26 protein-coding genes are annotated in these 24598 nt (G+C 32.6%); 19 read left to right on the top strand and 7 right to left on the bottom strand.

Annotation, left to right across the window (positions count from 1 at the left end; genetic code table 11):
• Positions 1-11 precede the first annotated feature (11 nt).
• Positions 12-782: an ABC transporter permease gene (locus NNH57_RS06865; RefSeq protein ID WP_025664190.1), complete on the top strand. Its 771-nt coding sequence runs from the start codon at positions 12-14 to the stop codon at positions 780-782.
• Positions 783-787: 5 nt separating this feature from the next.
• Positions 788-1615: an ATP-binding cassette domain-containing protein gene (locus NNH57_RS06860; RefSeq protein ID WP_074409216.1), complete on the top strand. Its 828-nt coding sequence runs from the start codon at positions 788-790 to the stop codon at positions 1613-1615.
• 105 nt (positions 1616-1720) lie between these two features.
• Here the strand turns inward: NNH57_RS06860 and NNH57_RS06855 are convergent, their stop codons facing one another.
• A complete protein-coding gene (locus NNH57_RS06855) occupies positions 1721-2224 on the bottom strand; it encodes a hypothetical protein (protein ID WP_074409215.1) in 504 nt (167 codons plus the stop codon).
• A 250-nt stretch (positions 2225-2474) separates the two neighbouring features.
• Between NNH57_RS06855 and NNH57_RS06850 the strand changes: the two genes are divergently transcribed.
• Positions 2475-2885 (top strand): hypothetical protein, encoded by a 411-nt coding sequence (locus tag NNH57_RS06850; RefSeq protein WP_074409214.1) that lies wholly within the window; start codon positions 2475-2477, stop codon positions 2883-2885.
• 100 nt (positions 2886-2985) lie between these two features.
• Here NNH57_RS06850 and NNH57_RS06845 read toward each other — a convergent pair whose 3' ends face one another.
• The 4 genes from NNH57_RS06845 to NNH57_RS06830 all read right to left on the bottom strand — a co-directional run bounded on the left by NNH57_RS06845 (position 2986) and on the right by NNH57_RS06830 (position 7319).
• Positions 2986-4092: an imelysin family protein gene (locus NNH57_RS06845; RefSeq protein ID WP_108809421.1), complete on the bottom strand. Its 1107-nt coding sequence runs from the start codon at positions 4090-4092 to the stop codon at positions 2986-2988.
• 2 nt (positions 4093-4094) lie between these two features.
• Positions 4095-5513: a di-heme oxidoreductase family protein gene (locus NNH57_RS06840; RefSeq protein ID WP_074409212.1), complete on the bottom strand. Its 1419-nt coding sequence runs from the start codon at positions 5511-5513 to the stop codon at positions 4095-4097.
• A gap of 99 nt (positions 5514-5612) precedes the next feature.
• The gene (locus NNH57_RS06835; RefSeq protein WP_108809422.1) at positions 5613-6812 is read right to left on the bottom strand and encodes an imelysin family protein; all 1200 of its coding nucleotides are present in this window, start codon (positions 6810-6812) and stop codon (positions 5613-5615) included.
• 147 nt (positions 6813-6959) lie between these two features.
• Entirely contained in the window at positions 6960-7319 is a 360-nt protein-coding gene (locus NNH57_RS06830) for a winged helix-turn-helix transcriptional regulator (RefSeq protein WP_035095304.1), read from the bottom strand.
• 109 nt (positions 7320-7428) lie between these two features.
• Here NNH57_RS06830 and NNH57_RS06825 point away from each other — a divergent pair, with 109 nt between their 5' ends.
• Positions 7429-7806, top strand: coding sequence for a hypothetical protein (locus NNH57_RS06825; RefSeq protein WP_108809423.1), 378 nt, complete (start codon positions 7429-7431; stop codon positions 7804-7806).
• Positions 7807-7830: 24 nt separating this feature from the next.
• The gene (locus NNH57_RS06820; RefSeq protein ID WP_108809424.1) at positions 7831-8142 is read left to right on the top strand and encodes a monooxygenase; all 312 of its coding nucleotides are present in this window, start codon (positions 7831-7833) and stop codon (positions 8140-8142) included.
• 131 nt (positions 8143-8273) lie between these two features.
• Here the strand turns inward: NNH57_RS06820 and NNH57_RS06815 are convergent, their stop codons facing one another.
• Positions 8274-9281 carry a S1C family serine protease gene (locus NNH57_RS06815; protein ID WP_074409209.1) on the bottom strand — a complete coding sequence of 336 codons (1008 nt, stop codon included), beginning with the start codon at positions 9279-9281 and terminating at the stop codon, positions 8274-8276.
• 145 nt (positions 9282-9426) lie between these two features.
• Positions 9427-10503, bottom strand: a complete 1077-nt coding sequence (locus NNH57_RS06810) for an adenylate/guanylate cyclase domain-containing protein (protein ID WP_074409208.1) — start codon at positions 10501-10503, stop codon at positions 9427-9429.
• A gap of 196 nt (positions 10504-10699) precedes the next feature.
• Between NNH57_RS06810 and NNH57_RS06805 the strand changes: the two genes are divergently transcribed.
• From NNH57_RS06805 to NNH57_RS06740, 14 genes are all read left to right on the top strand, one after another.
• A complete protein-coding gene (locus tag NNH57_RS06805) occupies positions 10700-11353 on the top strand; it encodes a DUF6515 family protein (protein ID WP_074409207.1) in 654 nt (217 codons plus the stop codon).
• Positions 11354-11379: 26 nt separating this feature from the next.
• Positions 11380-12114 (top strand): hypothetical protein, encoded by a 735-nt coding sequence (locus tag NNH57_RS06800; protein WP_074409206.1) that lies wholly within the window; start codon positions 11380-11382, stop codon positions 12112-12114.
• 539 nt (positions 12115-12653) lie between these two features.
• Positions 12654-12878, top strand: a complete 225-nt coding sequence (locus tag NNH57_RS06795) for a hypothetical protein (protein ID WP_108809426.1) — start codon at positions 12654-12656, stop codon at positions 12876-12878.
• 264 nt (positions 12879-13142) lie between these two features.
• Entirely contained in the window at positions 13143-13331 is a 189-nt protein-coding gene (locus NNH57_RS06790; protein WP_106791086.1) for a hypothetical protein, read from the top strand.
• 44 nt (positions 13332-13375) lie between these two features.
• Positions 13376-13513 carry a hypothetical protein gene (locus NNH57_RS06785; protein ID WP_159025438.1) on the top strand — a complete coding sequence of 46 codons (138 nt, stop codon included), beginning with the start codon at positions 13376-13378 and terminating at the stop codon, positions 13511-13513.
• 28 nt (positions 13514-13541) lie between these two features.
• Positions 13542-14198 carry a hypothetical protein gene (locus NNH57_RS06780; protein WP_074409203.1) on the top strand — a complete coding sequence of 219 codons (657 nt, stop codon included), beginning with the start codon at positions 13542-13544 and terminating at the stop codon, positions 14196-14198.
• 22 nt (positions 14199-14220) lie between these two features.
• Positions 14221-14550 carry a hypothetical protein gene (locus NNH57_RS06775; protein WP_108809427.1) on the top strand — a complete coding sequence of 110 codons (330 nt, stop codon included), beginning with the start codon at positions 14221-14223 and terminating at the stop codon, positions 14548-14550.
• An 84-nt stretch (positions 14551-14634) separates the two neighbouring features.
• Positions 14635-15741 carry a sensor histidine kinase gene (locus NNH57_RS06770; protein ID WP_074409201.1) on the top strand — a complete coding sequence of 369 codons (1107 nt, stop codon included), beginning with the start codon at positions 14635-14637 and terminating at the stop codon, positions 15739-15741.
• A gap of 5 nt (positions 15742-15746) precedes the next feature.
• A complete protein-coding gene (locus tag NNH57_RS06765; RefSeq protein ID WP_074409200.1) occupies positions 15747-16508 on the top strand; it encodes a LytR/AlgR family response regulator transcription factor in 762 nt (253 codons plus the stop codon).
• Between the two features lie 199 nt (positions 16509-16707).
• Positions 16708-17118, top strand: a complete 411-nt coding sequence (locus tag NNH57_RS06760) for a hypothetical protein (protein ID WP_074409199.1) — start codon at positions 16708-16710, stop codon at positions 17116-17118.
• A gap of 196 nt (positions 17119-17314) precedes the next feature.
• Complete coding sequence (locus NNH57_RS06755) at positions 17315-19657, top strand: TolC family protein (protein WP_132065751.1); 2343 nt, start codon at positions 17315-17317, stop codon at positions 19655-19657.
• 35 nt (positions 19658-19692) lie between these two features.
• Positions 19693-20784 (top strand): efflux RND transporter periplasmic adaptor subunit, encoded by a 1092-nt coding sequence (locus NNH57_RS06750; protein WP_074409197.1) that lies wholly within the window; start codon positions 19693-19695, stop codon positions 20782-20784.
• Between the two features lie 21 nt (positions 20785-20805).
• On the top strand, positions 20806-23916 hold the full coding sequence (locus NNH57_RS06745; RefSeq protein ID WP_108809429.1) for an efflux RND transporter permease subunit: 3111 nt from the start codon (positions 20806-20808) through the stop codon (positions 23914-23916).
• 3 nt (positions 23917-23919) lie between these two features.
• Entirely contained in the window at positions 23920-24594 is a 675-nt protein-coding gene (locus NNH57_RS06740; RefSeq protein WP_108809430.1) for a potassium channel family protein, read from the top strand.
• Positions 24595-24598 lie beyond the last annotated feature (4 nt).

Raw genomic sequence — 24598 nt, 5'->3', positions numbered from 1 at the left:
ACCAGTGTATTATGAAGTATTTATTTAAACCGTTCGAAAAGGTTAGCAAAAATAGCCGATTACTTATTATAGGTATATGGGTAGCATTAGTGTTGATTTTCTGGTTTGTTTCTAGTATGGGAGAGAGACATTTATTCCCTTCTCCACAGCAAGTACTAACAGGATTTACAGAGCTTTATAATGAAGGACTGGTGGTACATATTGGTAGCTCGCTATTACTTTGTATAAAAGCAATACTTATAGCAGTTATTATTTCTTTAATCGTTACCTATTTGTCTACAATTCCTGTAGTAACACCAATAGCAAAAACATTAAGTAAGCTACGTTATCTTCCACTTACGGGTATATCTTTTTACCTGGCGATCCTTATTAGTGATGCCAGAACCATGCAGGTATGGGTATTGGTGGTATTTATGACTACATATCTTACCACATCATTATTAAGTATGATTAGCTCGATACCACAAGAAGAATTTGATCATGCGCGTTCTTTACAATGTAATCGGTGGGAAGTACTATGGGAAGTTGTTGTAAAAGGAAGAATAGATCATGTTATAGAGGTAATCAGGCAAAACCTGGCTATCGTTTGGATGATGTTGGTAACCGTAGAATCAATCCTTGTAGCAGCTGGTGGTTTAGGATTTTTAATCAAAAACTCTGATAAATTTATGAATCACGGTAGAATTATAGCATTACAAATAGTAATATTATTAGTAGGCCTGTCGATAGATTTTGTTTTAGATTACTTGAGAAAAGCCTTTTTTAGATACTCCAAAATATAAGTAGAATGAACTATAGTACGCATAATACATTATTGTATGTAGAAAACTTAAGTGTCGCCTATGGTGATAAAACTGTAATAAAGGATGTTAATTTTGTAGAAAAAGATGTTATTCGGGAAAACAATATTACAGGTCAGGTTATTGCTTTTGTAGGGCGTTCTGGTAGAGGTAAATCTACATTGTTTAGAGCAATGACAGGCTTGATCAAACCAACTACAGGAAAAATACTGATTGCCGATACAGAAACAGATTCAGAAAATGATGCCAAAGAAGTACATGAAGGAGATATTGGTTTTGTAGATCAAAAATACACCTTGTTTAGAAATAAAACCGTGTATCAGGCATTACTGTTTGCGCTTCGTAAAAAGGATATTTCTAAAGAAGAAAAGCATGCCAAAATAATGAGTTACCTGTCGGATTGGGGTTTAGAAAAAGTAAAAGACCAGTATCCTTGTGAGTTATCTGGGGGGCAGAGACAGCGTACAGCAATAATCGAACAGATACTATGTTCTGGTCATTATATGGTTCTGGACGAACCTTTTTCGGGTCTTGATGTAGGAAATATTGAAGATGTTAAAAATGCGTTTAATCTAATTACGTCTACACACGAATTTAATACGATTATTTATTCTACACATGATATAGAATTAGCAGTAGAACTGGCAGATAGTATTTATGTAATTGGCTATCCTACCGTAGATGGAAAACGTGCTGATTATGGTACCATTGTTAAACATTTTGATATGAAAGAATTGAATCTTGCCTGGAAAGATTTTGGACTAGATCATATCGAAATTGTTAAGCAAATAAAGGCAACTATGCTTAATTCGTAGTAACCTACTAATCTACATCAAATCTTTTACTAAACTTGTTTTAGCATCTGGCAGTATCTAATCAAATACTTAGAAGTTTACTTACGGGTGAAACTTTAAGATTCTTTATTTTGTAATTCTTTTCCAGGCGATTCTTAGAATCAGAAGTAATGCAAGAAAGAATACCAATAAATATTGAAATCTGCCAACAAAAAAAACTCCAAAAAACATGCGTTGCAATATATAAGTAATGATAAAAGTTATAGCAACGATGATAAATAATCCTGAAAGTTTTTCAAAACCCGGAATTCTAGACATAGGTACCGTTTTATTAATAATAAATAAGGTAACAAACATAGAAATAACAGGAACAAAATAGGCCAATATATTGACTTGAAGCAGGTTAATCTTTAAGAAGAAAAAACTGTACAAAACAATAATTAAAGCCAACAACCCAGGAATAGTTACTGCATAAACTAAGATTCCATAAAAATAATTTATCGGAGATCGAAAATTTCTTTGATTTACAAATATTAGCCCTAGTAAAGATATAGCGATAATAACAGCAAAATACCCAAGTATTAGATTTGGATTATTTGCAAACCAGTTGATCATATCTTGTATCGTCATAGATCTTAATTTATTGAGGGGTTTACGTTGTAAGATGATAAATGTATAATATATACAGCTAATATAAAAGAAGAGATTAAAAGTTCTGTTTCTTACTATTTCAGAAATTAGATATGACTACTATTTGAATACCCTGTTTTCAGGGTGTTCTTTTTTCACTGAAAAGGGTGTTTGGCAGCCCTTCCAAATGCATCAAATTTGTGATGTCAATACGAATAAAAATCATAAATAATTAACACATAAATAAATCATGAAAAAAGTAATCTTAAATCTTTCATTAGTAATAGCGATACTAGCGGTATCATGTAAAAACGAAACTAAATCGGATTCATCGGTTTCTAAAGACGAAGTAGAAAAAGTTGAAGAAAAAACAGAAGAGAAAACTTCTTCGCAATCTGCTAACGGAGTGCCTAATTTTAACGATGATAAAGTTCAGGAGTATGTGAATTCTTATGAAGCTTATATCGAAGAGTATAAGAAGATTGTAGAAAGTAAGGATATGACAGCTTTTGCTTCTCTTGGAGAAAAAGGACAAAAATTAGGACAACAAGCTCAGGAAGTAATGGGGAATCTTTCTGGGGAAGATGTTAAAAAACTAAATGATTACATGCAGAAAAAATCTGAGCAGTTACAAGAACTGTCTAAGAAACTAATGCAGTAAGCTTTAGTAATATATTAGTTTAGTTAGTGGGTTGAGTTTGGCAGGCCTTATTCTATACGTAGAATAGGGCCTGCCTATTTATATATATTCGGTACGAGAGTTAATCCCCATCATTATCTGTAGGAGTAATGATAATAGATAATGTGCTTCCTACATCGTTATTTAATAATACAACTAGAGTTTTGATTTCGGTATAAACTTCTTCTACAGCTTGTTTTTGTTGATCTATAGCAAGATGTAAAGGGATTGTGATTTTGTTTATGGCAGTATAAATTAGATTAAACTGAGTTTTAATACGATCATTAATAGTCGAATTTTTGGTAATAAATTCTACATTGTCAGAAATTCCTAATCCAGAAGAGGTAAAATATACATTTTCGATGGTTTTGATATTGTTCTCTATCAAGTCAAGAGAGATTTCACTTCTAAAAGCTTGTAGAATCTGTGGGTTAGTACTTGATGTGTTTTCAAGGCCTGCTGGTTTTCCTAATTTTGCTTTTTTAATAGTTTCAGCAACATTAAACATGCCATTAAATATCATATTTAATGAACCATTTAATCCGGTTTCTGTATTTGTTATAAAAGTGTTCGAATAATTTTCCCCATTTTCATTCCATACCTCTGAAAGTAAAATCGCTTTTTCTTTAAGATTTGTTGTGATATTTGTTAAGTATTCGGTTCTTCTTGGGGTAGAGGAGAAGAGAGATACTATATCGGCATTAGATGTACCTGTGTTTGCAAATAGCAAATATTCAATCCCTGTAAGTCCTTTGGCTCTGGTACTAATTGATTCTGCAATTATTTCGGTATTTTGCGCGATCGAATTGTCTATAGCTTCCGTAAACGTAGGCCAGTTAAATAACAATTCGTGCATGAATAGTTCTTTGGGTCTTCCGATATTAAAGACATATATATTTGCATAAGATCTTGCAGCTTCTTTCCATTTGTTTTGTGCAATTAGTAGTTTTTCTTCAGATTGATCTGAAGCAAAATTAGATACACTTTCTTCTAGTTCTATTACTTTATCCTTAAATGATGATATAGAAGGCAGAATACTACCCGAAGTGATATCGGATAACATTTGTGAAGTATTAAATTTACCAGTAGGATTCCCATTCGTGTTCTTATCATCACTACTGCAAGAGAGGATAACAAAAACTGAAAGAATAATAGTGATAGTGTTAGCTATTTTTAGATATATTTTCATTGTTATAGTGAGTTTATAAATGCAATAAGTTCTTGCCTTTGTGACTTAGGTAATTTTTTAAATTCATTAAGACTATTTTCAGCTTCTCCACCATGCCATAAAATGGCCTCTTCAATATTTCTTGCACGACCATCATGAAGAAAAAAAGTATGGTTGTTTATAGTCTCGATTAGACCTATACCCCAAAGAGGTTGTGTTCTCCATTCTCTTCCGTTTGCTTTAAAGTCCGATCTATTATCAGCCAAAGCTTCTCCCATGTCATGTAATAAAAAATCTGAATATGGATTGAATACAACACCTTCGATTAAAGGCGTAGATGGCGAATTACCTGCTGTGTATTTGGTTTGATGACACGATATACATTGCAAATTATTAAAAAGCACTTTACCTTTTAATACATTTTCATCTTCAAAATTTCTACGTATCGGAACCCCTAAAGTTCTTTGGTAAAATAGAACTCTTTCTAATTGTAAATCTGTTACTTCTGGCTCTCCACCATTAGCTGCATCTATACAATCTATCTGGGGAGTTGGACAGTTATTTTCTGGTAGAAAGGAAGTTGTAAGCCCCATATCCCCATGAAATGCACTAAAAACTTGTTGTTCTAAAGAAGGCTGATTTGCTTTCCAACCATATTTCCCAAGTCTTAATTGATTTTCTTTTACATCCCATACATAGTTAGGTTTACCAGAGATTCCGTCGTTGTTGGTATCATTTTCATCGGCATGTGCCAAAATAGAAGTCTCTGATAAAGCATCAATTAATCCCATTCCAATAGTTTGAGTACCTACTCTTGGAGAGGTTAATACACCTTGTAGTGATCCAAACTGCTCATCATAGATTTCATATATAGGTTTTTGAAGCGTATATGTTTCTCCATCTGGATATGACCCTTCTATAATTTCATAGGTTGCTCTTATTTTTGCCTCATGCAAAATACCACTATTGGCTTTGTCCTGTATTTGAGTTCCATAGTTGGTAACAGGATTGGGGCCTCCATTTTCATCTGTTCCTGGCATGCTTATTCGCATTAAAAAACCATTTGAACCTAAAAAATTATCTGTAATTGGGAGCCCTCGACCATCTTTACTGTGGCAACTGGTACATGCTCTGCTATTAAATGTGGGGCCTAGGCCATCTCTAGCTGTAGTAGATGCAGGAGAAGATACCCATGCTTGATTAAATAAAGAATTGCCTATACCAAAAGCGATTTGTTCTTCGTCAGACAGGCCAGGGATTGCTCTTCCGAAAGCATTACTGGTTTGTGAGTTAATAGTAAGTCTACCAGCCAAGAGTTCTTCTCCTTCCTCATAAACAGCTCGGTTGGTCGGAGTAGGGTCTGTGTATTCATCATCACTACATCCAAAAATTGATAGTAAAGAAAAATTGAAAAGGATATAATATAAAAACTTTTTTTTCATAAAAGTGGTGGTGTGGTTTTTTTAACAAGAAAAGCCCCATGCATATGCATGAGGGACTTTTCCACTTTTCAAAACAATAGCATTAATATTGAGTGGCTCTTATAATGTAATGTTTAATTTTGATACCGAAGCACTTATTTCTTTAGCCTGATCTCTTAATGCAAGAACAGCTTGGATAACAATACCACCAGAAGTTAATGTCTCTTCTTCTATAAGTTGATCAAACTTTTTGGTGTCACTAATATTGCTAAGAATTGTATTTATTCTTGATATTGATAACGTTGCAGCAACTTTAAGTTTTTCTGCCTGACCGGAATCAGCTTGTTTAACCAGATCATATAGTGATGGACCGCTAATGGTACCATATTCTCCAAAAAGCACATTGTTTACGCCTTTGGCATTGGTATAGATATCTCTATGTGTATTATCAGAAAAGCAAGAGTGTTCATCTTCTTGATTTTGTTCTACAGCAACAGCCATTCTTTCTGTAGATAATTCTTCTCCTGTCATAAAAAAGATACCAGCCATCATATTTTTTAAGGCTTCATCTTCTGGTAATGCCAGGAACGTATTTCTATATGCACCGCCTTCTACCCATGTATCAACAAGAGATTTAAGATCTTTAACCAAAATACTTGTCACTACTTTAAGGTAAGTACCTCTTCGGTCTTGATTTTGATTCGTACCAGAACTACCGGTTACATAATCGGTATAGGCTCTTTGTCCAGGTAACCCGTTAGATGGATCTGCAAAATCCTGACCCCAAAGTAAAAATTCTATAGCATGATAACCGGTACTGATATTTTTATCAAGCACACCATTACCACCGGCTCCTTCATTTAAACCAATTAGTGCAGTTTCATCTATTGTTATAGAAGGATTGTTGATAAGCCCTTCTGAGGTAACACCTCCAGAATTATCACGAACATAGTCTATGTAATTTTCATCAAGAGGCCATGCGTTAAGTTGGCCTTCAGTTTTTCCTTCATCTATTGGCCCGTTTGACTCTCGATAGGCTTCAGTTTGACCATAAGGTTCTCTAGCTGCAAGCCAAGCGTTTTTGGCAGCCTGAAATCCATTCTCTGTGGGGTTATCTGCAAAAGCATTAATAGCGGTTTGCATTTCTAAAGCTTTGTCGTATGAATCTTTATAAGATTGATATACGATATCAGCATAGTTTTTTATTACAGCAGATTTTGATACAGTTTCGTTAGCTGGAGCATCATCATCACTACTACAACTTACAATACTTAGGATAGCACCTGTCATTAAAGCTATCACTTGAACATTCATTTTCATTTCACGTTAATTTAGACTAATTATAAATAGAAGACAAATCTAAATGTTAGAAATTAAGTAAGCAAGTTTATTTAGATTAAATTTAAATAAAATATAGTGAACCAAAATGAATTAATACAATAGTACATATTGTGACTACTAAATATTCTATTTTTTGATAATCTCTTTTCTGTGATTAAGCCCCCAGTCTATAATTTCGACTATTAAATTATCTAACGTTTTCCCGTGTTCTGTTAAGGAGTATTCAACAGTAATTGGTTTAGTATCTTTTACTGTTCGGGTGATTAGCTTATTTAATTCGAGTTCTTGTAAATCATTTGATAATTTTTTTGGAGCTATTCCATTTAAGGTCCTTTTTAACTCCATAAATCGCATGGTTCCGCCTCGAAGTAATGTACCCATTATTTGTATTTTCCATTTGCCAGACAGTAATTCCATAGTGTCTTTAATAGCTCTTAATTGTTGTATACATTCTTTTGATAATGGTTCTTCCTGCTGTATTTTCATTGTCAAATAATTTAATAGTTTCCTAAAGGAAATTAGTATCTTTTTGTAAATAAGTATCAAAAGTAAACTATATACTTTAATTTTGTAGTGTAAAACAAAAAAATACCATATGAGTACTAAAACATTTTTAATCATTCACGGCGTAGTTTATACCATCTTTGGACTGGGGTTATTCTTTATTCCGAACCTATTGTGGCCAAATTACGGACTTGAATTGAACGATAAATACTCAGTTTTTTTATCACAACACACTACTATTTTTCTGGGAGGAATTGCAATTATTAGCCTTTTATTTAGAGATGTAGAAGAAAAAAGTGTGTATGCCAGAAAAATCTTAACGAGTTTATTATGGACAAATATATTGGGAGTAATTATAACACTTTATGCAATTTATACTGGTATTTTCTACGGTTTTGGTTGGTCTGATCCAGTATTTTTTGCTTTACTATCTATACTAAGCTATATAAAGTTGAAGCATAATCAATAAAATAATAATTAAAATATAGGAACAATGAGTATACTAAAGATTTGGGATCTCCATTTAAAATATGATGGCCCTGTAACACAGGAGTTTATGGAAGGTAATGCAAGTTTAGCAAAAAGTATTGCTGAAGAAGAAGGTGTTATTTGGAAAATATGGACTCATGAAGAAGGAACACCACATTTTGGCTCTACTTATTTATTCAAAAATAAAGAGTATCTAATGAAGTATAGAGAAATGCATATTAAAAGACTTAATAGAATTGGTATCACCGAAATAACAGATCATATCTTTGATGTGTTAGAAGACTTAAGTAAAATTAATAATGCACCTTTAGGTTAAAAATAATGAATAGTAATTTAACTTCATTATTGTTTATTCGTTTTATGATGCAACAATCAAATAATCTAACTAGATAGATTTCTTGAGTGAACTTATGCTACTATGGGTAGATAATAAATAGAACACTGCAATTACCTTTTTAATTCTATAATCTTTCCGTTTCGTAATACTTTTAACGTAAAAGAGCTGTCGGGTGCTAGATTTTTGGCAAACTCTCCAAGCCTAACCAAAGCCTCATCGGTAAGATCAAATTCTATAGTATCAAATGCTAAAATAATATCTCCCCCAATAATTAATTTTTGACCATCTATACTAACTTCTGTATCACCACCCTGTAAACCCATTTTGTATAGTATAGACCCAAACACAACCCGTTGTACTAGTAACCCACTATTTTGAGGGACATTTAGTAATCGTTTTGTTTTTCCTGTTAAAGGATATGCATCTAATCCCAACCAGGGAGTTTTATTATTCATCATTAGGTTTTTGGTAATATTGGCAGTTGCCGCAAATCCAATACCTTCAAAACCACCAGATTTGGTTAGTATCTGACTTACAACACCGATAACCTCACCTTTCATATTAAACATAGGGCCACCAGAATTACCAGTATTAATAGCCGCATCGGTTTGAATAAATTCTGAACTGGTAAATGGATTGGTACCTAATTTATTTTTTATAATTCCGCTTACATAACCAGAAGATAGAGAATGGCCGTATCCAAAAGGAGCCCCTACAATAAACACCTGTTCTCCTATTTTTACTTGATCAGAATCTCCAAAAGTTACGGTAACAGCATTTCTTTTGGGAGTATCTAATTTGATTAAAGCGACATCTGCCGATTTGAATGTAGAAATCACTTTTGCAGCTATGATTTGACCATCCAGAAATCTAACTCTCAATTGTTCTGCAGCATCAACCACATGTGCAGCAGTAATGATATCGGTTTCTGAAATCATAAAGCCAGAACCTAATCCCTCTGAAGTAACAGTTTTGGTGATACTACCGATTGATTCTAATTTTGCTTCTTGAGTAAAAATTACAACTACTGCCGGGTTTACTGTTTCATAGAGCTTAGAAAGATCTTGTGCAGTGCTTATGATGGTAAAGAAGAGTGTAATGATGGTTATAGGTTTCATAATATTGTTTTATAAGTAAATATAACAAAAATGAAGAGGCTGAGATAGCAACCAAAGCTGTAAATCTGCTTCAAAGATATTTGCAAAAAAACAGCAGCATAAATGATTAATGACAGGGTAGCATACTCTAAAAAGAGAACATCAGTTATAGTTTAATTTTATTTGTTTTTCCTTTTTTTGATACACTAAAAATAGAAGTCGAATTCTCTTTGCCTCTTAATGTGGTTTCTTTCATCTTTTCATATTTGTACTTCGGTATTTGATGTACATATTCATGAATAGCACCAGAAATTAAAATTGCTTTATCAAAGACTTTGCATTGTTCCTGGATTCTGGCAGCAGTATTTAGCGTATCCCCATGATATGCTATTTCTCTTTTTAATGTACCCACCTCGACCACAGTTACCATACCTAGATCCATTCCTGCTTTAAAAAAAGGAACGCAATTATAGGTAGATTGATAATAATCAGATCTTATTTTTAATTGATTGGTAAATGCGAAGAAAGCATCCAGGCAGTGATCAATAGAATGATTCTTTTTTATTTTCCAGGTCAAGACTACCTCATCACCTACGTATTGGTATACTTCGGCTTTATATTTTTCGATAACCGATAGATCAAAAAAGCAATCCTGTATAAATCTACTGTATTTTATATGACCTAATTTTTCGGCAATAGAGGTAGATGATTTTAGATCCAGAAACATAAAAACTCTAAATTCCTCTCGTGGTTTATGGAATTTACCCGTAACTAATTTTAGTAAATTTCCGTTCCCTAATATTGTATTGATTTGTATAGTAATTACAATAATACTATTGGTTAATATCGAATAAAATAGATTAATAATGATAAGTGGATTTTTTAAAAAATCAATAAATAATAGATTAGGATCAAATCCTGTTATTCTTAAAGATATATAGACCAGTAAATAGATAACCAGCATTATTAAAATATGACTAATCAAGGTTCTAAAAAGTATCCCACGAAAAGACATTTTTTTTCTAAAAGAATGCTCATTAATATATTGTACACTACCAAAGGTAACACCAGCAAACAACGAGATAAATAATAGTATTGGTAATATAGTTAATATAGGAAACTCAATATCTAATAGTCTAAGATGCGATTTAATACTAAATCCTCTTATGATCTCCCAAATAAGTGAAGAAATAATCCATCCTAATGTAAATGTAGAGACTGTGTTTAGCCATTTAGGATTCATTCATATACTATTTTGATAGTGTCACGAAAATACAAAAAGATTAGGTATAATTTTTAGTACTATAAAGTTCACTTCAGGATTAGTTCGTTTCACCTTCAAATTTACCCGTTTCAATATATAATCGGTATAAAACCGTATGGATTGCAGATACATTTGTACAAAGAAATCCAAGAGATTAACTATAAAAACAAATCATATGAAAACTATATACAGAATTACAGGAATTATTTTGATCCTTGTTTCATTTCTCGGTACAGATACGATTCAGGCACAAAGAAATGAAGGTCAAAGGAACAGAGGGACTAATACGCATCGTAATTATAATACCAAACGATCTGTAGGAACGAATCATTACAGAGGAGATCGATACAGAACACAACCCATTCACAGGAGTCCACATTACAGGTATCCAAGACACCATAGAGTTATCAGAACATTACCCAGACACCATGTTCGTGTAGTATATCGTGGTTTGCCATATTTCTATTATGCTGGTATCTACTATACAGTGTATAATGATGCATATGTAACAGTATTGCCTCCGGTTGGGTTTAGAATAACTGTTTTACCTACAGGTTATACACAAGTGATGGTAGGACCATCGATATATTACTATCACTCCGGAGTATATTATGTAGATACTAATGAGTCTTCTTCTGAAGAACAAAAATATGAAGTAACCCAGCCTCCTGTAGGAACACTTTTGACAACTATTCATAAAGATGCAGAAGAAGTAGTAATCGATGGTAAAATATTCTATGACTACAATAATATTTTATACAAAAGAGTATCCACCTTTGATGGTAATACAGCTTATGAGGTGGTTCATGTACATAAAGAAAATAAATAAATACAACTTTAAATCTTATAAAACCGATGAAAACGATTAACAATCTAATACTAGTCCTATTACTTGTAAGTAGTAGTGTGAATGCGCAGAACGCAAAAGAAGCTATCCAAAATACAAGACAGATTGCTGAAGGAAAAAGAAACCTGGAAAGAGATATTAAAGAATTGAAAGCTTTACAGCTAAAAATAGTAGCATTTAAAAAAGCGTTTGATATCCATGATCTATCAAAAACTAATATGCTGAAACAAGATGTTATTACCGATATGATAAGGGAGGTAAAGCAGAGTGAGGCCAAAGCAAAACAAGCAAGAATAGAGATTGCTCAAAGCTCGGCAGAAATTAGATCAGATAGAAGAGAGATTAGAAAAGATAGAGATGACAGCAACAGAGGTAGATATGATCGACGTGATGATCAAAAAGATTTGGCGAGGGATCAAGCCAATAAACGAGATGATAAAAGAGATAGGAGGGATGATATCCGAGATTTTAAGGCACAAATTGCACGGGCAGAATATCAGGCATCATTACTGAAAAAACTAAAAACATTTAACTTTTCATTTGATCCCGAAATGATAGAGAAATCAATTGCGAATAAAAAACTGATCCAAGAATTTGTACAATCTCTTAATGAAGATATTATGGCAACAAAAAGAGAACTAGCAGAAGATAATCGTGAAAGACGAGAGGATAGAAGAGAGCGTTATGACGATAGAAACGAACGTAACGAATATGATCTTAGTAAGAAAAGACGGTTGAGGTAAGAGGTTTAGGTATAGTTTTTTATTAAAAACACCCTTTGTTGAAATCAACAAAGGGTGTTTTGTATGACATGTATTATATACCGATGTAGTATCTGTAATTTTTAATTCTGACCTGAGTTCGAAGTAGTAAAATGCCCGTCAGTTCGAGTATTTTCTTGGCTTGCTAAGACAAGAAAAAGTATCGAGAACAAGCTGTTTTCCAACAAAAATCTAAGCTCGATACAATTTTTCTTCATTGCATTTCGAAAAATCACTCGATTTGACGGTTTTTATAGCCCTCCAGACTTACATCGAACTTACGTTCCTAGTTATCATTCGATGACCTCTTAACCATGATTTAGGTTAAAAAAGTAGTTTTTGATCACAAATAGAGATCATAGATTTTGAGGAGTTCTCTATTTTCATAAATACTTCAAATAGGAATATAGAGGCTTCATTGTTGATTATAGTTACTTCACTTATAAACAGCAGGTAAAGACTTGAAATACGCATTAGTTTTGATCGTATAACCCGAATTGATAATCTAAAACTTAGAAAATATGAGAATAATAAGCGCATACATTATAACCGGTATTTTAATAAGCTTTTTTTTAAGAACAAGTATAAAAGATGATTTAGAAACATATACTCATTTTGAAGTAACAACTGGTGCGTATGAAGCAATAGTAAATGATACAAATGATAATATGTATACAGAACCCGATATAGGTGTTCAGATATCATCGATCACTAATGAAAATGATTTTAAAACTGAAGAAAAGTAAAAAAATGTATTCCTTATGTGTAAGATCCTTAACTAGCTGTTAAGGATCTTTTTTATTGGATAGATATATTAAAATCATATGGTAAAAAGAAACGCAATAACCTTGTCTTCAACTTAAAAACACCTCACTGTACTATTGGGTTATTTCACTTTCGATTTTGGATGCTTCACCTAAAAAGTCAATAATTCTGCTCTGATCCCGAGGTACATTTGTATAAGAAAATAAAGAAAAACTCTAATTATAAACAAAATAAAAAAGATAATCATGGAGACAACAAATCTAAGAGTAGTATACAATCATAGAAGTGGATATACAGCAAACACAATAACAAATAGGAATAGAACCATTCATTTTTTGATTGTACTTGCCAAGAGATATAAAGTATGGGTAAAGAGTATGTATAATACACTAGAAGAATATGGTACTGCTGCAGGTATGGCAATTAGAAATTAAACAAACCAGAAAAAGATTAATAATAGAATAATAAAATATAAAAGATGAAAACAATACAATCAATTTTAGGAAACATTTCAAAAAAGATTTGGAATAGCATTTTACAAAATGAAGGGTATAAAAATCATAAAGATTTTATCTCCAGCTATGAGAATGATGAAAGCACCTTTTTATTCATTTAATAAAATAGAAACATAAAATTTATAAATCATGAAAATAATAAATAAAATATTAGGGATCACGATGGGAATGACACTCTTGTTTAGTTGTTCTGCTGTGAAAGTTACAGACTCATGGAAAGATGTAAAAACATCAGGTATCAAAGAAAAAAAAATTATGGTAGTTAGTAAAACAGATAATGAAGTTGTAAGAACCAGATTTGAAAAAGATATGGTATCGACTCTCAATCATAAAGGGTATCAATCTGTAGAAAGCTTTGTGGTTTTTCCTGAGTCTATATCTACAAAAGAAATGAGTAAAGATCAAGTAAAAGAAATAAAAGAAAAGTTAAAGAAAAGTGGAATAGATGTGGTAATAATGACCGTATTAAGAGATTGCCAGGAATACACAGAAACCATTACAACGGGTACTACATATCAATTAAATACTTACCCAACATTTTATAGACGAGGATATTACGGAGGGTTCTATAGATATTATGGTACTGTATATATACAATCAGATCCAATTACAACAGTGACCTCTTTAGGAAAAAAGTACATACTAGAAACAGTGGTGTATGACCTTTCTCTACCCGAAGAAAAACAATTACTTTCTGTGATTACCACCGTTTTAGATAACCCAGAAACCTTGAGTACCACATCTGAGGATTTTTCTAAAAAAATAGTAAAAGAGCTTATTCAATAAGTAATAATTAAAAACAATAGAAATGAAAGTATCCAACATAATAACAATAGCCATGCTTATAGGAGGATTAATGATATTAACCTCTGGAAAAGAAAAAGTAGAAAGCTATATATCTTTTAGTAAAGAAATTAAAACAGAAACTATCCTTGAAGAGGAATTAAACAAAGAAATCGACGAATTGATAAAAAAAGAGCTAGAACCGGTGATGAGTTTTGAAGATGTGTTTGGGACAACCAAAGAAAAGCTAATAGAACCCATCGATATACACGATGTAGGAGAGGAAGAAGTGATTATCTATGATATAGAAGTGAAGGCATATATACCTCAGGGTTTTGATCTGTATAGTAGTTAATCACCCCCAGACCTTCACTTCGTTCGAAGAAGCCTCTAATTCCCATACAGAGGCTTCTTCTTTAACTATTGAGAACTAAATATTATGTTTCAGAAATTAGAATATCCTTTCAGCTTAATTTTCCGTAAATTTAAAAATCAAAAATTAGGAACTTTACTATTCATCTTGGGCTTAAAAAAAGTTAAACACACTGTAATTTTAAAGATAGCACTGCTTGTCTCTGTACTTGTTAACCTACCAAGGACGTTGTCATTATTTGAGTTAACAGATAAATTAATAGAATCTTTTGCCGAGGTATCTATAAAAGACATCATTATACGTGTACTTTTTATTTTCATACTTTCGTTTTTAATACTTCAATTAAATGCCAATTGGAAAAATAAGTATGCAGAGTATTCTATCCTATTAAGAAGTAGTATAACAATAGTTCTTAACGCAGTTGTTTTTTTAGGAGTTGTTCAATTATTTTTTATTGTATACCCTTTATTCGTAAGAGAATCATTATCTGAACCCGAGAAAGGGTTGATCTATTTTATTTATTTTGTTGTTTTATTAATAACTCTTTTTATCGCTAGAATTCTTAGATATCAGATCCTTCATCAAGAAGATCTTTTAGAAAATGAAAGACTAAAACAACAAAATCTTCAAAAGGAATTAACAGCATTAAAAAATCAAATCAACCCTCATTTTCTTTTTAACTCTTTAAATTCTTTAAACTCAATTATTCGGGATAATAAAGAGGCCACAACCTTTGTAAACAAGCTATCTTTTATGTACAGATATATTTTGCAAAGTGGGGATAAGGATTTAGTTTCCTTAAAAGAAGAGTTGAAATTTTTGAATAGTTATATTCATTTAATAAAAGCCAGGTATAGAGATCGATTTATAATTGATATTGCTATAGATGATATGTATTTGCAACAAGAGGTGCCTCCATTAGCATTACAATTATTAGTAGAGAATGCAGTAAAACACAATGAGATTTCAGAGGATAATCCTTTGGAAATCAGGGTTTTTTGTAAAGAAGAAGCGATTTGTGTCGAAAATATAATAAGACCAAGAACCTCTTTTGTAGATAGTACCGGTAACGGACTAATGAATTTAGATAAGCGATATTTTTTACTGAAAAAACAACACATTAGTATTAGTAATGCTAATAATACATTTAGTGTAACACTACCTTTAAGCTAAACCATATGAAAGTAGTACTAGTAGAAGACGAAATAGCAGCAAGTGAGCACCTTACTTTTTTGCTCAACTCTATTAATCCTGATATTGAGATTTTAAAAGTTTTAGACTCTGTAAAATCTGTAATTGACTATTTTTCTGACCCTAATCAGGCAGAATTAGTTTTTATGGATATTCACTTGGCAGACGGAATTTCTTTTGAAATTTTTGATGAAATAGATATAAAAATCCCCATCATTTTTACAACAGCTTATGATCAATATGCTATCAAAGCATTTAAAGTAAATAGTATAGACTATTTGCTTAAACCTATAGATGAGGAAGAATTAGCAGAAGCGTTGAAAAAGTTTAAAACTAAATCCGGAGAAAATGATGCTATGAATGCTCAAATGAGTGGAATGTTACAATTACTCCAGGCAAAAACAAAATCATATAAAACTACATATTTGGTGCATCAAAGAGATGAATTAATACCCGTTAATACCGAAGGGATAGCCTATTTTTATATTGATACAGGAGTAGTTAAAGCAGTCACTACCGAAAATAAGATGTATATTATAGACAAGAAACTTGAGGATATAGAAGAGGAATTAAACCCTGAAAATTTTAATAGAGTTAATCGTCAATTTATAATTCAAAAAAATGCAATCTCTAATATTAAGCATTATTTCAACGGAAAATTGATTATAAATATAAACCCAGTATCAAAAGAACGTATAGTTGTAAGTAAAGCCAAAGCCACAGAGTTTAAGAAATGGGTAAACTCATAGTTATAAAACCAGAGATTCTTTTAAATCAAAATTTATAAATAAGAAACGAAATTATAATAGAAACACCTGCTTTAGCGCTATCGAACCCCAAAATCAAAACATTGCCGTATTCATTAGAATAGTTCTTAAAAAAACCTAAATTTATAAACCTGAAAATCTTTTTTCAGAGAATATAACATTAACCAATAAAATACAAATCATGAGAATTACCATCACTGCAATACTTTTATTAATGTTTATATCTGTATCTGCACAAACACAAAAAGAGAAAGAGCAAGCAGGAGAAAAAAATAAAACAGAACTATTTACCTCTGGTGAAAAAGACAATCTGCAATTCTTTTTTAAAGAACAAGTAGATAAAATGAAGCTTTCAGAAGATTTAAGCAATGACTATTATGGTATTATCCTGTATTATTCTAATAAAATGGGGCGTATAGGAAATAAGGATAAAGGATATACCGAAGCAGAGAAAAAAACAAAATTTGATGCTATGGTAATCCAGTTAAATGATGAGGTTAAAGAAATCCTGACCAAGGAGCAATACCAAATACATAAAGAAAACTATGGAAAAATCATCACTAGCGTATATAACAGAAAAGGCTGGAAATAAGAATACACTAAGCTTGTAAATATGAGCTTATGTCAATTATAATTACACATCATCTTATGTATATGAAACGAACATTAAAAAATTTAAAAATATTTTCATGATATGTTTAAAATTTTTAATGAGAGAACGTAGTGGTTACACAGGTTCTCAGTTTTATAATTAATTTATTATCAAATAATTACTAAAATTTAAACGTGTGAAAAAACTAAAGTTAGTATTTCTACTTGTTTTCATAAACCTATTGGGGTATTCGCAAATCTCGAAAACAGTAACTATTGGTATTCTTGCCGATAAGTCATCAGAAGAAACCCAACCTTTATTAGTAAAACTACAGAGTGAAATTAAATCAGTAGTAGGACGTGATGCAACTGTTGTTTTTAAAGAGGTGTTAGAAAATGGATTTAATGTTGCCACTGCAAAAACAAACTATCAAACACTCCTGGATACCGATACCGATATTATTCTGGCTTTTGGAGTTGTTAATACTATTGTGCTATATCAAGAAAAAAACTACCCAAAACCTACCATTGTTTTTGGATCTGTAAATGGTGATTTCTATGACTTACCAGAAGGACAGCAAACTTCTGAGATCGATAATATTACCTATCTCATTACTCCTTTTTCTTATACCAAAGATCTGGATGTCTTTCAATCACTATATGACTATAAAAAAGTGGGTATTGTAATCGATGAGGTAATTACAAATATATTACCTGTTAAAGCATTGTTTGATGATTTTTTTTCTAAAAAGGAATCTTCTTACTCATTAATTCCACTTAAAGATAAAGGAAGTATAGAAGCAGATTTAGATGGTGTAGATGCTGTATATATAGCTGCAGGATTTTATTTAAGTGATAATGAGTTCTCTAAATTAATTACTACAGTTAATTCAAAAAAACTACCATCTTTCTCTGCCTATAACCAAGAAGATGTTGAGAAAGGAATTTTGGCTTCTAATCAGCCCGAAACCAATATAGATCAGTTTTTTAGACGTATTGCTCTTAATGTAGAAGCAATAATAAATGGTACAAACCCATCTAAGTTACCGATGTATGTAGAGTACAAAAATAAACTTTCGATAAATACAAATACCGCAAAACAAATTGGATTCCCGTTGCGTTATAGTCTTATAGGAAAAGCAGATTTTATAGGAGAAGAAAAAGGAGTAACATCAGATATTTCCTATTCGATTCTTGATATCATGAAAGGAGTGGTAGAGAAGAATCTTTCACTTGATGCAGAACGAAAAAATATTGAGTTAAGCACGCAGGATGTAAAAACGGCAAAAAGCAGTTATTTGCCAAATATAACTGCCAATGCTACCGGTGTATATCTCGATCCTAAAGTAGCAGAAATTTCTAATGGTTCGAACCCAGAATTTTCAACCTCCGGAAATATAGCTCTGGAGCAAGTGATTTATTCTGAAAGTGCAGGGGCGAATATTACGATTCAGGAGAATTTGCAAAAAGCACAGCAAGAAACCTATAATGCGGCCGAATTAGATGCAATTCTTAATGCTGCGGTAGCATATTTTAATGCTTTAATTCTGAAAACTAATTTACAGATTCAGAATCAAAACCTGCAAGTCACCAAAAAGAACCTGGAACTGGCAGATCAAAACTTTACGGCAGGTGAGTCAGGAAAATCAGATGTATTACGTTTTAAAAGTCAGTTAGCACAAAACACTCAGAGTTTGATTGATGCAGGTAATCAAATGCAACAGGCGTTTAATACCATAAACCAATTAATGAATAATTCCATTTCAACAGAAATTGATATTGATGATGCAGAAATATCGCAGGGGCTATTTAAGAATTATAAATATGAAGACTTTTTAGAGATTCTTGATGATCCAAAACTGAGGCCAGCATTGATTGACTTTTTGGTTGAAGAAGCAAAGAAGAACGCTCCCGAATTAAAAAACATCAATTATAATGTTGAAGCCACCCAAAGAAACTATAGATTAAACAATACAGGACGATTTATTCCTACAGTGGCATTGCAAGGTAAATATAGCCTCGCTATTTCAGAATCAGGTAAAGGATCTACAGTACCTGCAGGAATCCCTACTGTACCTGACGGTACATACAACGTAGGGGTAAATGTATCACTACCTATTTTTAAACAAAACCAACGAAATATCAATAGGCAAACTGCAAGGATTCAGGAAGATCAGTTACTGATACAAAAAGGAAATGTGGAGCTTACTATTGAAAAAAACGTAAATGATATTTTATTAGATATGATCAATCAAATTGCCAATATCGAAATATCCAAGGTTTCAGAAGAAGCTGCAAGAGAGAGCCTGGATCTCACACAAAATGCATATGCAGAAGGAGCTGTACCCCTTATTCAATTGATTGACGCACAAACCAATTACTTACAAACACAATTAGCTAGTGCAACCGCTAATTACAATTATTTATTAACTTCTATGCAGTTAGAAAGAGCTATTGGTTATTTCTTTTTAATGAATACAGAGGCGAGTAATCAGGATTTTATTCGAAGAGTAAATGAATTTATATTAAGTAGGGACTAATTATAAAACGATAACAGACTAATACACCATCAAGAATGAAACTCACTAAATACATAATACTAGCAGTACTTACATCTTTGATGTTAAATGCCTGCAAAGATAAAGAAGTAGTAAAAAAAGAAATACTGCGCCCTGTACAATTTCAAGTTGTAGGTAGTTCTGATGCCCAGAAAATCAGAACTTTTAGTGGTATTGCCAAAGCAGGTGATGAGATTGAATTAAGTTTTAGGAGTAATGGGATAATTACGGCACTAAATATCAAAGTTGGGCAGAAGGTAAATAAAGGAGATCTTATTGCGAAACTAGACAATGTACAGGCTAATCTGGCGTATGAACAATCGATCTCTGCACTAAACAGTGCGAAGTCTGCAATGAATACCGCAAAATCTAGTTTAGACCGTATCAAGTCTTTGTATGAAAAAGGAAGCAATTCTTTGAGTGATTATGAAGCAGCAAAAAATTCATATCAAAACGCATTGGATCAATATGAGTCTGCAAAACGTAATAAAAGTATACAGCAATCACAGATTAGTTACGGATATATCAAAGCTCCTAAAGCAGGTATTATTGCCGCAAAGAATAGTCAACTTAATGAAAATGTAAGTGCAGGACAGGTGATTGCGATATTAAATGCAGGAGATCAAACCAATATAGAAGTTGGGTTACCCGAAAATGTAATTAATAAAGTACAATTAGGAATGAATCCAGAGATTTCTTTCTCTGCTTTAACAGGAAAAAAATTTAAAGGCACTATTATCGAAATTTCACCTATTGTAAATGAGGGCTCTGCAACATATCCTGTGAAAATTGATATTGCTGATGCAACAGAAGATATTAAACCCGGGATGACAGCAAATGTGACTTTTAATTTTGTAGATACTCAAACCAAAAATGATACAGCACTTGTTATTCCTGTAAAATCTGTAGGTGAAGATGGCGACGGTAATTTTGTATTCCTTATCGAATCTGAAGATGGAACCACAGGAATTGCAAAGAAACATCGTATAGAAATAGGGGAACTTACAACTGGTGGTTTTAAAATTAAAAGCGGACTTACTGAAGGGCAAAAAATAGCTACAGCAGGACTACAAACCTTGTTGGATGGTCAAAAGGTAAAATTACAATAATCGATATCAAAAGAATCAACTATGAATTTTGCTAAATTTTCTATAGAGAAAAACCGGGTTGCGTTAAGTATTCTTGCAGTAGTGATGATTATGGGGATGGTATTTTATGCTTCTCTTTCTCGGGATAGTATGCCTCCCTATACCATACGAGTAGCCTCTATTGTTTCCTCATTTCCAGGAGCGAGTCCAGAACGTGTAGAAGAGCTGGTCACTGATAAAGTTGAAAAAATAGCTCAGGAATTACCAGAACTAAAAAAGGTGACAAGTACTTCTCGTACAGGATTATCTGTAGTGAATGTAGAACTAAAAATGGAAGTCACCCCAGAAGAGTTACAACCTGTTTGGGATAGATTACGCCGAAAATTAGACGCTATTCAGGGATTGCCTAATAATGTCATTCCACAACTCAATGATGATGGAATAGGAGAGGTATTTGGGATTGCGGTTGGGATTACCAGTGATGGATATTCGTATGCGGCGATGAAAGAAAAAGCAGACGATCTTCGTGATGATTTGATCAAACTCGAAGATGCTGCAAAAGTAGAAATTAATGGAGCCCAGGAAGAACGTGTTTTTGTCAAATTTGACAATGCAAAACTTAAAGCATATGGACTAACTTCTAGCAGTTTACAAGGGATTATAAGTAGCACTAATATTTTAAATTCTGGAGGAGAAGTTAATATCGAAGAAGAGCGTATTATATTAGAACCCACAGGTAATTTTAATGCTATTGCAGATATCCGAAATATGCTGATTCCTATTGGTCAAAATGGTCAGGTGGTTACTTTAGGAGATATCACGACTATAGAAAAAGGATATATCAATCCTCCAAAACAAAAAGTACGTATTAATGGTAAAGATGCAGTTTCTCTTCATATATCTTTAAAAGAAGGAAGAAATATCATCAAACTAGGAGAAGAAATAGATGTACTGTTGTCCAAATGGCAAGAAAAACTTCCTGTAGGATTAGAAGTAGCCAGGTTGGCATCAATAGATCAGTATATTGATCTTAAAATCAATGATTTTCTCGGGAACCTATTACAATCTATTGCAATAGTATTGGCAGTGATGTTAATCTTTTTAGGGTTCCGTACTGGGATGGTGATTGCCAGTTTGATTCCTATTGTAACCATTACCACTTTAATGGTCATGGGGCTTATCGATGTAGGACTTAACCAAATTACCCTGGCAGCCTTAATTATGGCATTAGGTATGATGGTCGATAATGCTATTGTGGTTGCAGAATCCATTATGGTAAAAATGGAAGATGGTATCGATGTAAAAAAAGCTGCTATTGATTCTTGTGCAGAACTATTTATGCCACTACTAATTTCTACATTAACAACGTCGGCTGCATTTCTTGCTTTCTTTATGGCAGAATCTGTAATGGGGGATATTATGGGACCTATTTTCGTAGTTATCACCATTGCATTATTATCCTCATGGATAATCTCATTAAGTATCATCACTTTGTTTTGTGTATTCTTTCTTAAAATCAAAAAGAGAGAGGATGGAAAAGCTGGATTTTTAGACAGAATGATCAATAGTTTAAAAGCTAAATATAAAGACCTTATTTTATTAGCATTATCCTGGAAAAAATCCGTTTTAATTGGTATAGTAGCTTTATTCTTTTTATCGATTTATGGGTTTACAAAACTAGCATTCGTATTTTTCCCCGATAGTGATCGTAATATGATTACGATTGATATCAATTTACCTCAAGGAACTAAAATCGAAAGCACTACAGCAACAGTATTGGCCATCGAGAATTATATAACCAAAGCATTAAAAGTAACTTCAGAAAGGCCAGAGGGGATCGTTGATTGGTCATCCTATATTGGCGAAGGCCCATCATCCTATGATCTTGGATATAATGCAGATGAACCTAACTCGAATTATGCTCATATCCTGGTGAATACCTCATCTTTTTTAGTGAATTCTGATATGGTAAAACAAATTGATGCATTTTGTTTCGATACCTTTCCTAATGCCGATATTAAAGTAGGATTCTTAGGATCAGGAGGAGGAGGCACTCCAATTGAAATAAAAGTATCTGGTGATAATCCGGATAAACTGGCTAGTATATCAGAAGAGATAAAAATCAAACTGTTTAGCATTACGGGAACCAAAAATATCAAAGATGATTGGGGCCCAAAGGGCAAGAAGTTTGTAATTGATATCGATCAAAATAAGGCACAAGCAGCAGGAATTACAAATCAGGATGTGGCTGTATCATTACAAACCGTTTTAGATGGTTTTCGGGCAGGAGAGTTTAGAGAGAATGATAAGTCTATTCCTATAATAATGACCAGTAATCAAGGAAAACAGCAATCACTGGCTTCTTTAGAAACATTAAATATATACGGACAAAACTCGGGAAAAAGTGTTCCTTTATTACAGGTAGCTAATATTATTCCGCAATGGCAATATTCTAAAATCAAGAGATTAGATCTCACCCGTACTATTAACGTATCTAGTGAATTAACAGAAGATGGAAATGCTTCTGAGATTACTAAAATTATGAAACCCTGGCTTGCTGAGGAACAATCAAAGTGGGGAGAGGAATATACATATAAACTAGGTGGTGATGCCGAGAATAGTGCAGAGAATATGGGAGCTGTAGCCAATTATTTACCACTATCTGCATTCATTATTGTAATGCTGCTAATTATACAGTTCAATTCTTTTAGAAAAATGACAATGATTGTTACAACAATTCCTTTAGGAGTGATCGGTATGGTGATAGGGTTATTGATATTTGGTGTTCCTTTTGGATTTATGGCATTCCTGGGTGTAATATCATTGGCCGGAATAGTAATCAATAATGCAATCGTATTGATTGATAGGATAGAGATTGAAGAAAATGAACTTCGCCGAAAGCCACAAGATGCCATCATAGCAGCATGTTTACAACGTTTTAGACCAATTTTGCTAGCAACATTTACAACAGTATTAGGGTTGATACCACTATACCTGGGAGGAGGAGAGATGTGGGAACCTATGGCAGTTACCATTATGATAGGATTGCTATTTGGTACAATAATCACATTGTTATTTATTCCTGCGTTTTATAGTGTGTTGTATAAGATAGAGTATAAAGAGTATACTTTTAATGAAGAACTTCTTAAATAAAGTATGATAGAAAAGTTATACCCATATCGTTTTGAGATTTTCTTTTTTAGTCAGGTTACAATTCTTTTTGGATCATTAATAGTTCCATCTGTTTTATTCGAGAATATTGTATCTCCTATTTTGTTTTTGATTAACCTTTTGGCTGGTATTTTGTTACTGTCGACAAAGAAAAACCTGATGTGGTTTTTTGTTGTGTTATTGCTTGTTTCTGGTGTTGTTTTTGGTTCGAGCCTATTGGAAAACAGGAGTGAGAAGTTTTTCAATTTTATAAGAATGATCACTTATTTTTTGTTTTATGTGGTGGTTACCTTTGAAATTATAAAACAAGTTTGGAAAGCCGAATTTGTCAATAAAAATGTGATCTTAGGTCTGATAAGCGGTTATGTTTCATTAGGACTTATTGGTTTTTTTATTTGCATAAGTATAGAAATGGCAGATCATGGTTCGTTTAAAGGGTTGATGATTAGTAGTGCCAATCCAGAGATGATCACAGAAGAACTAATGTATTACAGTTATATCACGATGTTAACTATTGGTTATGGGGATATAGTTCCGGTAACGAGTTTATCTAAAAAAGCAGCTATACTTATTGGGTTAATCGGGCAATTTTATTTGGTGATTGTTACTGCTATCGTTGTAGGAAAATATATCAACCAGTTGCACCGTAAAAAGAACTAGTTGA

Source organism: Aquimarina spinulae, assembly GCF_943373825.1.
GTDB lineage: Bacteria > Bacteroidota > Bacteroidia > Flavobacteriales > Flavobacteriaceae > Aquimarina > Aquimarina spinulae.
Note: the sequence above shows the minus strand (reverse complement) of the source record. Positions and strands in the feature narration are given on the sequence as shown.

Excerpts from the sequence above, each read along its gene's own strand:
- NNH57_RS06865 (WP_025664190.1), top strand. The coding sequence starts at position 12 with ATGAAGTATTTATTTAAACCGTTCGAAAAGGTTAGCAAAAATAGCCGA.
- NNH57_RS06860 (WP_074409216.1), top strand. The coding sequence starts at position 788 with ATGAACTATAGTACGCATAATACATTATTGTATGTAGAAAACTTAAGT.
- NNH57_RS06855 (WP_074409215.1), bottom strand. The coding sequence starts at position 2,224 with ATGACGATACAAGATATGATCAACTGGTTTGCAAATAATCCAAATCTA.
- NNH57_RS06850 (WP_074409214.1), top strand. The coding sequence starts at position 2,475 with ATGAAAAAAGTAATCTTAAATCTTTCATTAGTAATAGCGATACTAGCG.
- NNH57_RS06845 (WP_108809421.1), bottom strand. The coding sequence starts at position 4,092 with ATGAAAATATATCTAAAAATAGCTAACACTATCACTATTATTCTTTCA.
- NNH57_RS06840 (WP_074409212.1), bottom strand. The coding sequence starts at position 5,513 with ATGAAAAAAAAGTTTTTATATTATATCCTTTTCAATTTTTCTTTACTA.
- NNH57_RS06835 (WP_108809422.1), bottom strand. The coding sequence starts at position 6,812 with ATGAAAATGAATGTTCAAGTGATAGCTTTAATGACAGGTGCTATCCTA.
- NNH57_RS06830 (WP_035095304.1), bottom strand. The coding sequence starts at position 7,319 with ATGAAAATACAGCAGGAAGAACCATTATCAAAAGAATGTATACAACAA.
- NNH57_RS06825 (WP_108809423.1), top strand. The coding sequence starts at position 7,429 with ATGAGTACTAAAACATTTTTAATCATTCACGGCGTAGTTTATACCATC.
- NNH57_RS06820 (WP_108809424.1), top strand. The coding sequence starts at position 7,831 with ATGAGTATACTAAAGATTTGGGATCTCCATTTAAAATATGATGGCCCT.
- NNH57_RS06815 (WP_074409209.1), bottom strand. The coding sequence starts at position 9,281 with ATGAAACCTATAACCATCATTACACTCTTCTTTACCATCATAAGCACT.
- NNH57_RS06810 (WP_074409208.1), bottom strand. The coding sequence starts at position 10,503 with ATGAATCCTAAATGGCTAAACACAGTCTCTACATTTACATTAGGATGG.
- NNH57_RS06805 (WP_074409207.1), top strand. The coding sequence starts at position 10,700 with ATGAAAACTATATACAGAATTACAGGAATTATTTTGATCCTTGTTTCA.
- NNH57_RS06800 (WP_074409206.1), top strand. The coding sequence starts at position 11,380 with ATGAAAACGATTAACAATCTAATACTAGTCCTATTACTTGTAAGTAGT.
- NNH57_RS06795 (WP_108809426.1), top strand. The coding sequence starts at position 12,654 with ATGAGAATAATAAGCGCATACATTATAACCGGTATTTTAATAAGCTTT.
- NNH57_RS06790 (WP_106791086.1), top strand. The coding sequence starts at position 13,143 with ATGGAGACAACAAATCTAAGAGTAGTATACAATCATAGAAGTGGATAT.
- NNH57_RS06785 (WP_159025438.1), top strand. The coding sequence starts at position 13,376 with ATGAAAACAATACAATCAATTTTAGGAAACATTTCAAAAAAGATTTGG.
- NNH57_RS06780 (WP_074409203.1), top strand. The coding sequence starts at position 13,542 with ATGAAAATAATAAATAAAATATTAGGGATCACGATGGGAATGACACTC.
- NNH57_RS06775 (WP_108809427.1), top strand. The coding sequence starts at position 14,221 with ATGAAAGTATCCAACATAATAACAATAGCCATGCTTATAGGAGGATTA.
- NNH57_RS06770 (WP_074409201.1), top strand. The coding sequence starts at position 14,635 with ATGTTTCAGAAATTAGAATATCCTTTCAGCTTAATTTTCCGTAAATTT.
- NNH57_RS06765 (WP_074409200.1), top strand. The coding sequence starts at position 15,747 with ATGAAAGTAGTACTAGTAGAAGACGAAATAGCAGCAAGTGAGCACCTT.
- NNH57_RS06760 (WP_074409199.1), top strand. The coding sequence starts at position 16,708 with ATGAGAATTACCATCACTGCAATACTTTTATTAATGTTTATATCTGTA.
- NNH57_RS06750 (WP_074409197.1), top strand. The coding sequence starts at position 19,693 with ATGAAACTCACTAAATACATAATACTAGCAGTACTTACATCTTTGATG.
- NNH57_RS06745 (WP_108809429.1), top strand. The coding sequence starts at position 20,806 with ATGAATTTTGCTAAATTTTCTATAGAGAAAAACCGGGTTGCGTTAAGT.
- NNH57_RS06740 (WP_108809430.1), top strand. The coding sequence starts at position 23,920 with ATGATAGAAAAGTTATACCCATATCGTTTTGAGATTTTCTTTTTTAGT.